The sequence below is a fragment of the Hymenobacter agri genome (assembly GCF_054778495.1).
Genome location: NZ_BAAGZM010000093.1, coordinates 1 through 11014, shown reverse-complemented (window position 1 = coordinate 11014; position 11014 = coordinate 1). Strand labels below are relative to the sequence as shown.

Here is an 11014-nt window from a genome sequence, read left to right as displayed (position 1 = left end):
GGAGCAGGTGCGCCGCCAGCCAGCCCGCGGCCGGCACCAGTAGAACGTCATGCAGAGCGCAGCGAAGCATCTCGCTTGTGGTAGCAATCAAAACCGCTACAACAATTGATTTAGCAATGCACGCGAGATGCTTCGCCGCGCTCTGCATGACGCGTTCGATACAACGCTTCACCCGCGCCTCATGCCCGGCGGCCGAAATTGCCGCGTTATAATTAGCTGAATTAGATAAGACCCGATGGCCCGTAGTGGACTCAACACCAGCGGCAGCGACGCAACCGCCGACCTGCCCAAAACCAAGGTAAACAAAGACTCCCTCAAGCGCAGCCTGCGGATATTCCGCTATGTGCTGCCTTATAAAGGCTTGTTTTCGGTGGGCTTGATGATGCTCTTGCTCAGCAGCAGCACTTTCATGGCCTTCCCGTTTTTGGCTGGCAAGCTCATCGACGCGGCCAACCACAAGCCCGTCATCCTGCCTAACGGCATCGAGCTGGGCATCAACCGCATTGCGTTGCTGCTGTTCGTCATCATCGTGTTTCAGGGCTTTTTCTCGTTCGGGCGCATCTGGTTTTTCACGCAGGTGAGCGAGTTCACAGTGCGCGACATCCGGCAGGCGCTCTACTCCAAGTTCGTGCAGCTGCCCATCCCCTTTTTCGAGCAAAACCGCGTGGGGGCCATCACCTCGCGCATCACTTCCGATGTGGGCCAGATTCAAGACACGTTTTCGCTGACCCTGGCCGAGCTGTTCCGGCAGGTCTTCACGCTCATCATCGGCATCACGGCCATTATGGTCGTGTCGGTGAAGCTGTCGCTCTTCATGCTGCTCACGTTTCCGCCCATCGTGCTGGCGGCGGGCTTGTTCGGGCGCAAAATCCGCATCTTGGCCAAGACCACCCAGCAGGAGCTGGCCACCACTAACACCATCGTGGAGGAAACCCTGCAAGCCATCAACTCGGTGAAAGCTTTCACCAACGAGCAGTTTGAAACCCAGCGCTACAGCACTGCGCTTAATCGGGCGGTGCAGGCGGCGCTACGTAGCAATCTGTTCCGGGGTGGCTTCGTGTCGTTCGTCATTATCGGCCTCACCGGCGGCATCATTCTTATTCTGTGGCGCGCCGCCACGCTGGTGTACTCGCCTGGACCCGACCACCTCGAAGTGAGCCAGCTGCTCACCTTCCTGCTCTACACGGCGTTTATCGGCGCTTCCATCGCCGGCCTCGGCGAGATGTACGGCAAGGTGCAGAGCACGCTCGGCGCTTCGGAGCGCATCCTCGAGATTCTGGATGAAACGCCCGAGCCCACGCACATCGAGCCGGCCCAGGGCCTCACGCCAGCCCGCATTCAGGGCGACATTCGCTACGAGCACGTGGCCTTCCGCTACCCCACCCGGCCCGATATTGCGGTGCTCAAGGACATCAACTTCCACATTGCGGCGGGCGAGAAAATTGCCCTCGTCGGCCCCAGCGGCGCGGGCAAAAGCACCATCGCCGGCCTGCTGATGCAGTTTTACCCGCTCAGCGGCGGCCGCATCATCGTGGATGGCCACGACGTGGACGCCTACGACCTCACGGCCCTGCGCCGCCACATCGGCATCGTGCCGCAGGAAACGCTGCTCTTTGGCGGTACCATCCGCGAGAACATCGCCTACGGCAAGCCCGGCGCCTCCGACGCCGAAATCATTGAAGCCGCCCAGCGCGCCAACGCCTGGCAGTTCATCCAGGCCTTCCCCGAGGCGCTCGATACGGTGGTGGGCGACCGCGGCATCAAGCTCTCGGGCGGGCAGCGCCAGCGCGTGGCCATTGCCCGCGCCATCCTGAAAAACCCCGCCATCCTGATTCTGGACGAAGCCACGTCCTCGCTCGACAGCGAAAGCGAGAAGCTGGTACAGGGCGCCCTCGATGAGCTGATGGAGCACCGCACCAGCCTCATCATCGCCCACCGCCTGAGCACCATCCGCAAAGTCGATAAAATCCTGGTGATTGACGGCGGCCGCATCGTGGAAGCCGGCACACACGAGGAGCTGAGCGAACGCGAAGGCGGGCTCTATGCGAACCTGCTGCGGCTACAGTTTGAGCTGAGCTAGCCGTTTTACTTCGGCTCACACGATTACGGCCCTTGCTTCGTTAGATTTGGCGAAGCAAGGGCTATTTTTATTTGCGTTATGAAATCATTCTCTCAGCTAAGCAACCGTCAGGGCATAGTACTGCCTGATATGGGAATTTTTGCCGGTTTAATATATATACTATTGGCCATTCATCTCCTCACATCCAAATTCCACGAAAAGGAAGTAGGCATTGTACGTTGGGAGCAAGTGCCTTATTTTTCAAGAGTTCCTGGCAAATATGCCGAAAACAACGAAACTTTAATTTGCTTAAGCCCAAATCAGCACCTATCATTTTCCGTCACTTCGTCAGCAATTCAAACCGCTGCAATTAAACGCGTTGCTGAGCAGCACGGTATTCAACTAACGGCCGAGCAGTTGGCTATGCTGGAAACAGTGCCTTTTCTGCAAACTAATGTGGAGAATCTGCCGCATTTCCTTTCACTACCTGTTTATCAGCGCAGCAAATCGGTAGAGCTTGAAAAGCTCACCCCGCTTAACGAAAACCAACTTTTGGAATGTATTATAGCAGCGAAGGCATCGGCTCAAGCGCTGACTCACTACCCTATCTACACCTCGCTTAGAATTGACTCCGAAGTGAGGATGTCTCATGTACAATGCTTGTTTGACTTATTGCAAACTCAAGGTATCAATCGGGTCAATTTGCAAACGCAATTCCCGCCGAATGAATAAGCTTGATTAGAATTCTCATTTCCCAAAACCCGCGCTTGGGGCGCGGGTTTCGTATTTTTATTCTTTCCACCGTTTTCAACCTTGGCGCACCTTCCAATGGACCTGCACGCCCTCATCACCATTGACCCCGATATTCTTGGCGGGCAACCCGTTTTCGCCGGCACCCGCGTGCCCATCGAAACGCTGTTTGACCACTTGGAAGCGGGCGTTTCGTTGGACGAGTTTCTGGATGATTTTCCTTCGGTTTCCAAAGCTCAGGCTATTGGGCTGCTCGAAACGGCCACCAAGCTGCTTACCTCCGCCAATGTAGCCCAACTCTATGCGGCTGCTGCTTGATGAGAACCTACCCAAACGCCTGAAACTGGACTTTCCAGCCCACGAAGTTTATACCGTGTGGGAAAGGCAGTGGAACGGCATCAAAGACGGCGAGTTGTTGCAATTAATGCTGGCCGCAGGCTTTCACGCGCTGCTGACGTTTGATAAAAACCTGCAACACCAGCAAAACCTGGACAAGCACCTGCTGACGGTGTTCGTGTTGAACGCGCCGGTCAATACTTACGCCGAACTCACGAAACTCTCCGCTCAAATCAATGCCTTGCTGGCGGCTGACCACCTATCGCCGGGGCCCATCATCATTCAAATAAAGTGAATTATCCACTTTGACCCAACCCAAAACCCGCGCCCCAAGCGCGGGTTTCGTATTTTTAGCCCCTCAATAACTCCCCCACACTCTCTCCTTACTGATGAGCAAGCACTTCGCACCTTTCTCCGTCGCTGTTGCAGCGGCTGCTACCCTGCTGGCCGCCCCGGCCGCCCACGCCCAAATCCGTACGCCCGCCGCCAGCCCGCAAAGCACCGTGTCGCAGCGCGTGGGCCTTACCGATATTACCATTACCTACTCGCGGCCGAGCGTGAAGGGCCGCGCCATTTTCGGCACCGTGGTGCCGTATGGCAAGCGCTGGCGCACGGGTGCCAATGCCACCACCAGCATCAAGTTCTCCGACGATGTAATGATTGAGGGCAAGAAAGTGGCCGCCGGCGAGTACGGCCTCTACACCATCCCGAACAAAACGGAGTGGCTGGTGGTGCTCAACAAAAGCCTGAAGCAGGGCGCTGATGTGGACGGCTTTAAGGACGACCAGGACGTGGCCCGCTTCAGCGTAAAGCCGTATGGGGTTGCCGCCAAGGTAGAAACCTTTACCATTGGCTTTAGCGACCTTACCCCAGCCACCGCCAACGTAACGATGGAGTGGGCCAACATTGGAGCCAAATTCAAGGTAACCGCTGATGTGGACTCCAAGGTAATGGCTCAGATTGACGAGAAGATTACCAAAGCCGCCACCCCTGCCCCCGCCGACCTGGCGGCCGCGGCCGTGTACTACTACGACAACAACAAGGACCTGAAGCAGGCCCTAGCCTGGATGGAAAAAGCCAACGCCGCCGAGCCCACCAAGTTCTGGAACCTGAACACGGAAGCCAAAATCCGCCTCAAAATGAAGGACTACGCCGGCGCTACAAAAGCCGCCGAAGCCTCGAAAAAAGCCGCGCTGGCCGCCACGCCGCCTAACGGCGAGTACGTGAAGATGAATGAGGAACTGATGGCGGAGGCCAAGAAGATGGGCAAGTAAGCGGCCCGTCTGTCATTGCGAGCGAAGCGCGACAATCCTTCCTCTCAATGCAGAAAGCCTTCTTTACAAGATAAAAGCCCCGGCACTGGATGGTGTCGGGGCTTTTATCTTGTAAAGAAGGCTTTCTGCATTATCTGGCTGGTCGCTTCGGGGGAAGGATTACCGCGCTTCGCTCGCAATGACAGACGTTACTTGGTTTTGCTACTCCAGCACCTTCAGCACCAGCTGCGAGGCGTGACCGGGGGCGTGGTACAGCCGGTGCGTGGCCGTTTGGAAATCAGTTTCGTCGGCTTTGAAGATGTTGTCGACGTACTTCTGCGGGTTGCGGTCGACGAGCGGGAACCAGGTGCTTTGCACCTGCACCATGAGGCGGTGGCCGGGCTGGAAGGTGTGCATGAGGTCCTGCACAGTGAAGGGCACGGCCGTAACCTGGCCGGGCACGAACGGCTCGGGCTTGCTGAAGCTGTTGCGGAAGCGGCCGCGCATCACTTCGGAACGCACCATCTGCTGGTAGCCGCCGAGGCGCACGCTGGGGTTGAGGCGTGGGTTATCGGGCGTGTTGTCGGGGTACACATCGATGATTTTCACCACCCAGTCGGCATCGGTGCCGGTGGTGGCTACCTGCAGCAGCGCCTCAATGGGGCCGGCCAGGGTGAGTGGGGCGGTGAGCACGTCGGTTTGGTAGGTGAGCACGTCGGGGCGGCGGCTGGCGAAGCGCTGGTCGTCGGTCATGTACTCGCGGGTCATGCCCGTGGCGGTGGCTTCGGTGAAGGGCACGGGGTGGGCCGGGTCGCTGAGGAACTGGTCGAACTCGAAGTTGACATCGGAGCGGCGGCGCTCGTTGGTGCCATCGGTGGGCGGGCTGAAGCTGAGGCCGCCGGCCTGGCGGAAGTAGAGCGTGCGACTTTGCGCGGCCTTGGGTGGCCAGGCGTCGAAGGTGCGCCACTTGTTGGTGCCACTTTCAAATACGGTGGCCTCGGGCAGGCCGGCGGGCTTGCCATCCTTGAGGTAGGATTTGAAGAATTTGGCCTCGATTTCCTTCTGGTAGTAGAACGACGGCGCGTCGCCGTAGGCCACGTTGCCCACGATTTCGCCCGAGCCGCGGGCCCAGCCGCCGTGCACCCAGGGGCCCATCACCAGCTGGTTGGTCAGGCCGGGGTTCTGCTTCTCGATGGAGCTGTAGATATGTAGGGCGCCAAACAGGTCCTCGGCATCGTTGAAGCCGCCCACGGTGAGCACAGCGGTGCCGGGCTGCAGGTTTTTGAGGTGGGGGCGCAGGTCGCGGGCCTGCCAGAACTCGTCGTAGTTGGGGTGCTCTACCAAGTCGTTCCAGAAGGCTACCTGGCCCTTGTAGTAGCGGGCATCGGCGTTTTTCAGCGGGCCCATCTTCATAAAAAAGTCGTAGCCATCGGGCGTGCCGTGCTTGAAAGCGGGGTTGCCGGTGGGCGTGGGCTGCGGCCGGGGCAGGCCGAACGAGGCCAGAAAATTGAAGGCGTGGGGCAGGAAAAACGCGCCGTTGTGGTGGAAATCGTCCCAGAACCAGTCGGCGATGGGTGCCTGGGGCGAGGCGGCCTTGAGGGCCGGGTGGCGGGCCAGCAGGCCGGTGGCGGTGTAGTAGCCTGGGTAGCTGATGCCCCACTGGCCCACGCGGCCGTTGTTTTTGGGTGCGCCCTTGCCCTTCAGCAGCCACTCGATGGTATCGAAGGTGTCGGTGCCTTCGTCGATGTCAGTCTTGCCTTTGTGCACTTCCTTCTCGGGGCGCACGTCCACGAACGTGCCTTCGCTCATGTAGCGCCCGCGCACGTCCTGGTACACGAAAATGTAGCCCTCGTGCATCATCACGGTGCTCGGCCCCAGGTTCAGCTTCATGCGGGCCGACTTGTAGGGCCCGATAGCGTAGGGCGTGCGGTTGAGCATGATGGGGTAGCGCACTTTGTCGGCATCGTTCGGCGCGTACACGATGGTGTAGAGCTTCACGCCATCGCGCATAGGAACCTGGTATTCCGTTTTCTTGTAGTGCTGCTGGATGTAGGCCGTATCGGCGATGATAGTGGCGAGATATGCTTTTTCACCGTCGGACCACACGGGGTACGGCGGGCCGGGCTGTTGGGCAAAAGCAGGCGTGGCAGCAGTGGCGGCCAGCAGCGTCGCGAAGAGCAGAGCGTGTTTCATGCAGCGTTGGGGTTGCGGGAAGTGTATGCGGGTAAAGGTAGAAGCCGGCGGCAAATTGCCTATTCCATGCAATTCGGACGTGCGGCCGAAGAAACGGTCATGCAGCGCGCAGCGAAGCATCTCGCTGGCAGCAGTAAACCCAATTGAATGAATTACTGCCGCACGCAAGATGCTTCGCTGCGCTCCGCATGACGTTCTTCGTCTCTATTTCCTCCCCTGCTTATTTCGCCCCGCGGCCCTGCATTTGCAGCAGGCGCTTCACGTTGTCGACCTCAATCTCATCGGGCTTGGTTTCGAGCACGCGGCGCAGGTCCTTGGGCGAGCGGCCGCCAAACACCACCACTGAAAAGCCCGCGGCGTGGGCCTGGGCGCTTTGTTCGGGCGTCACGCGGTCGGCGTCGAGCACCACGGTGGGCACTTTTTCGGCTTTAGCTACTTTCAGGCCGAAGGCAAACTCATCGGAAGCAATTTCGAGGCCCACGCGCACGCCGGGCATGGCGGCGCGGGCGAGCCGGATAGTGGGGCCTTCCTGGGTGATGAACAGCACCCTATCCGTCGGCACGTGGTAGCGGGCCAGGCTGCGGGCAATCTGGCGCACGAGCAGCGGGGTACGGTCGTGCTGATGGCCGGCGGGCAGGCACTGGTCGTCCTCGTGCAGGTCGAGGTGTATGAGCGGGAAGGTGGGCCGGCGGCTGAGACGGGCCAGCAGCGTATCGAAGCTGATGGGCCGCTCCTTCTGGATGAGGTCGTAGGGGAAGCCGCCGCGGTAGCGGGCCTGCGTGATTTCGGCCGCCGTGCGCTCACTGATGCAGCCGGTGCCGGTGCTGCCGTCCTGCATTTTCTGGTCGTGGTAGAGCATCACCACGCTGTCGCGGCTCATTTGCAGGTCAATTTCCACGCCGTCGGCCCCGCGCAGCAGGGCGCGCCGGATGCCGCGCCAGCTGCTCGGCGGCCGGAAATTGAACGGGCTGATGGGCGTGTAGAAACCCGAGCCGGCGTGGCCCAGCACCAGCAACTTGGGATTGATGGCGGGTTTGGTGGCGGTGCAGGCCGCCAGCATCAGCAGAAAAAAAATCGGGAGTAAGCGGGATTTATTCATGCAACAAGAAAGGCCGGCACGCACCGGTTTCGGGCTGAACGGTAAAGGGCCCGCCGGGTTGTAGAGACGCACTATTTTGCGTCTTGTCGTTGAACGATGACATTTGCATACGCACCAACGATGCCGACGGCGCGGTTACAATCGTGCAACGACGAGACGCAAAATATTGCGTCTCTACACTTGTTCTGCTACATGCGGCCGCTCCAGCCGGCCGAACAGAAAGGTGAGGGCCACCACCAGCCAGAGCGAAAACCACACGTCGCTGAGGTAGTGCGCGCCCAGCACCAGCCGGCCCAGCCCAATGAGCGCCGGCAGCACCAATAGCGGCATCCGATACTTCGGGAACGCCACCGCCAGGGGCCAGAACAGGCTGAAATAAACGGCCGTGTGATACGATGGAAACGAGTCGTTGTGCGGCCCGGCGGACAGCAGGCCGGTGCCCGCGTAGCCGGGCCCAAACTGCACCTCGGGCCGCAGGCGGTGCACGGCACCTTTCAGCACATTGGCCAGCACCATGCTGAACTCGTGGGTAAGCAGCAGCACCAGAAACAGCGTGGCTGCTTTCCTTTTCAAATAATACCGGCCCAGGGCGAAGGCTAGCCCCAGCCCCAGAAAGATGATGGGCAGACCCAGCACGTGCGTCATCAGGGCATCGTGCACAAGGTCGGCGGCGGCGGTGAGGGCGGCGAAGAACGGCGCAGTCCAGGTGAAATGGCCGTGAACGAATGCGGCCAGCGGCTGGTCGCCCGACAAAATCAGCAGGGCGCAGGCCGGCACCGTGAGAGCCGTGAAAAACAGGAACTGGCGAAGCGTCATGATAGAAAGCGTTGGGCGGAGTACCGCGAAATTTCATTTCGCCTCGCGGCCGCGCCTTCTACGCGCAGCGCCGGCCAAACGGGGCGAAATAAAATTTCGCGGTACTCCGCCTACCCCAGCTCCTGGTTCAGCGCCACGATGGCCGTGCGGTAATCCTCACGGCCCACGATGAACTGGATGTTGACTTTGCGCAGGGCTACGCCGGCGCTGCGGATGTTGATGCCGTTGTCGGCCAGGGCGCGGGCGGCGCGGGCCAGCAGGCCGGGCTCGTCGAGGTTGGAGCCGATGAGGCAGACCAGGGCCGATTTCTCCACCGTTACGTTCTCGTACTTGGCTTCGAGAGCGGCCAGCAGCTGCGGCTTCAGGTCCTTCTCCCAAATGAGCATGGTGATGCTGTTGGCGCTGGTGGCCTTGAAGATGTAGCTCACGCCAAGGTCGTAGAACACCTGCATCAGGTGCAGGTCGAAGCCGGCCGCGCCCACCATCAGCGGGTCGTGGATGTCGATGATGACGACCTTTTCGGTGCCGGTGATGACTTCGATGCGCTTGGCGGGCGACACGTAGTCGCGGGTGATGAGCGTGCCGGGGTGCTCGGGCTCAAAAGTGTTTTTGATGCGCAGGTCGATGGCGTTTATCTCCAGCGGCTTCGAGGCTTTGGGGTGGATGGCCTCCATGCCCACGTCGGCGAGCTGGTCGGCCACGTCGTAGTTGGTAAAGCCGATGGGGCGCACCTGCTCCACGCCCACCAGGTTGGGGTCGGCCGAGCTGAGGTGGTATTCCTTGTGAATAATGGCTTCCTGCGGCCGCACGGCCACGGCAATCTTGCTGAAGGTAACTTCGGAATAGCCGCGGTCGAACTCGCGCATAATGCCCTCGGTGCCCTTGGTGTAGCCGGTAGCAATGCAGATGGTGTTGGCAAAATCGATGTCGGCAAATGCCTGGCGGATGCGCTCATCGATAGTGAGCGGCTGCGCGTCGTCGAAGCCGCTGAGGTCGACGAGCGTGGCGTTCAGCCCCCGGCTTTGCAGGATGTTGACGGAGTTGAAGGCCGAGTGGGCCTCCCCTATCGACGCCAGGATTTCGCGGGCCGCCTGCAGAATGTTGGCGCTGTTCACGTAGCCCGAGGCCAGCACGTTCACGAGGCTGTCGAGGTACACCTGGGCCTGGTCGATGCGCTGCTGAATGAAGGTATCGGCCACGGCCAAATCGAGTCCCAAGGACTCGTATTGCTTGTTCAGTTCCTTCAGTTTGTCGGCCACTTCCTGCAGCGCCGCCCGAAACTCCTGCCCCTGCGTGATGCGGTGGTACACGCCGGGCTCGCCGGTCTTCTTGTTTTCGAGCAGCCAGTTGGTGACGTTGGCGTAGGCCGACACCACAAAAATGCGGTTGTAGAGCTTCGCGCCCTCGCGGCCATGGAAGATGATGTTGTCGAGAACCTGGGCGAAGGCGGTCATTGAGGTACCGCCGATTTTTTCAACTGTGAGCATATGGGTAACCTCACCCCCGGCCCCCGGTTCGCTTGAAGCGCGAAGCCTTGGGGAGAGGGTGAACCGAGGCGGTGCGGGAAGAAAGTTCAATGAATGAAAACAGGTCGCCTGCGCCATAAGCACAAACGACCTGCAAGGTAAAATCAGAATCCGCGAAAGCGGCTTTCCAGAAAGCAAATAAGCGGCTACCGTGGCTCCCCTCTCCCCATGGAGAGGGGTCGGGGGTGTGGTTTCAGCGTGGGGCAAACGTTACTGCGCCACTTCCTTCCCGTACGAAATCATGTTCGTAATAATGCGGTACGCGCCCGGCACGCCCGCCGGCAGCTCCCGGAACAACGACAAGCCGGTGTAGATGTAGTGCCCCTTGCCGTAGTCCGTCACCAGAATCGCACTCTCTTTTGCCGATTCGCCGGGGTCGCTGCTCGAAATCACAGTCTGATATTTCGGGTCCCACTTCGAGGGGTAGTAGAGGCCCTGCTCCTGCACCCAGCCTTTGAAATCTTGCTCGGTGATTTTGTTAGGGGCGGCCAGCAGCTGGTGCTTCGTGAGGGTCACGGGGGCGTCTTCCACGGTCACGCGGTCGGTGCTAAGGGTCATCGGGTAAGGGCCGATTTCGGGCATCACGGTGCTGCGGTTCACCACGTATTGCACTACTACGTTGCCGCCCTGCTCGATGTATTTGAGGATTTCGGGCTGCTTGGTTTTCAGGGCATCCACGGTGTTGTAGGCGCGGATGCCCACGACCAGCGCGTCGAATTCCTTGAGGCGGGCGGCGCTGAGGTCCTTGGGTTCAAGCAGGGTGACGGTGTAGCCGATTTGGCGCAGGGCGTCGGGCACTTCGTCGCCGGCACCCATGAGGTAGGCCACGTTCTGGCCGCGCCGCTTCAGGTCGAGCTTCACCAGCGGGGCCACGGCTTCGGGGAAGAGGAACTGCGTGGGGATGTGCGGGTACTCAATCTTCTGGATGCCGCGGGCGTAGGCCTGGCCGGCCACGGTGGCCGTGGCGCGCAGCTCGGCGCGG

General features: G+C 60.1%; 9 protein-coding genes and 1 pseudogene. 5 read left to right on the top strand and 5 right to left on the bottom strand.

Going from position 1 to position 11014, the window contains the following annotated elements:
* Positions 1-235: 235 nt before the first annotated feature.
* From ACYVDE_RS07290 to ACYVDE_RS07270, 5 genes are all read left to right on the top strand, one after another.
* Positions 236-2080: an ABC transporter ATP-binding protein gene (locus ACYVDE_RS07290; protein ID WP_460500827.1), complete on the top strand. Its 1845-nt coding sequence runs from the start codon at positions 236-238 to the stop codon at positions 2078-2080.
* 78 nt (positions 2081-2158) lie between these two features.
* On the top strand, positions 2159-2791 hold the full coding sequence (locus tag ACYVDE_RS07285; protein ID WP_460500826.1) for a hypothetical protein: 633 nt from the start codon (positions 2159-2161) through the stop codon (positions 2789-2791).
* 81 nt (positions 2792-2872) lie between these two features.
* Complete coding sequence (locus tag ACYVDE_RS07280) at positions 2873-3127, top strand: DUF433 domain-containing protein (RefSeq protein ID WP_460500825.1); 255 nt, start codon at positions 2873-2875, stop codon at positions 3125-3127.
* A complete protein-coding gene (locus tag ACYVDE_RS07275; protein ID WP_460500824.1) occupies positions 3111-3440 on the top strand; it encodes a DUF5615 family PIN-like protein in 330 nt (109 codons plus the stop codon). The genes ACYVDE_RS07280 and ACYVDE_RS07275 overlap by 17 nt, the downstream gene beginning before the upstream one ends.
* A 94-nt stretch (positions 3441-3534) precedes the next feature.
* On the top strand, positions 3535-4419 hold the full coding sequence (locus ACYVDE_RS07270) for a DUF2911 domain-containing protein (RefSeq protein WP_460500823.1): 885 nt from the start codon (positions 3535-3537) through the stop codon (positions 4417-4419).
* A 201-nt stretch (positions 4420-4620) separates the two neighbouring features.
* On the opposite strand, the gene ACYVDE_RS07265 is transcribed toward ACYVDE_RS07270, so the two are convergent.
* From ACYVDE_RS07265 to ACYVDE_RS07245, 5 genes and pseudogenes are all read right to left on the bottom strand, one after another.
* Entirely contained in the window at positions 4621-6591 is a 1971-nt protein-coding gene (locus tag ACYVDE_RS07265) for a CocE/NonD family hydrolase (RefSeq protein WP_460500821.1), read from the bottom strand.
* Positions 6592-6811: 220 nt separating this feature from the next.
* Positions 6812-7690, bottom strand: coding sequence for a glycerophosphodiester phosphodiesterase (locus tag ACYVDE_RS07260; RefSeq protein WP_460500820.1), 879 nt, complete (start codon positions 7688-7690; stop codon positions 6812-6814).
* A 174-nt stretch (positions 7691-7864) separates the two neighbouring features.
* Positions 7865-8506, bottom strand: coding sequence for a phosphatase PAP2 family protein (locus ACYVDE_RS07255; protein ID WP_460500819.1), 642 nt, complete (start codon positions 8504-8506; stop codon positions 7865-7867).
* 110 nt (positions 8507-8616) lie between these two features.
* Positions 8617-9993, bottom strand: a complete 1377-nt coding sequence (locus tag ACYVDE_RS07250) for an aspartate kinase (protein WP_460500818.1) — start codon at positions 9991-9993, stop codon at positions 8617-8619.
* A gap of 249 nt (positions 9994-10242) precedes the next feature.
* Positions 10243-11014: pseudogene (locus ACYVDE_RS07245) on the bottom strand (LmbE family protein); the annotation flags it as partial.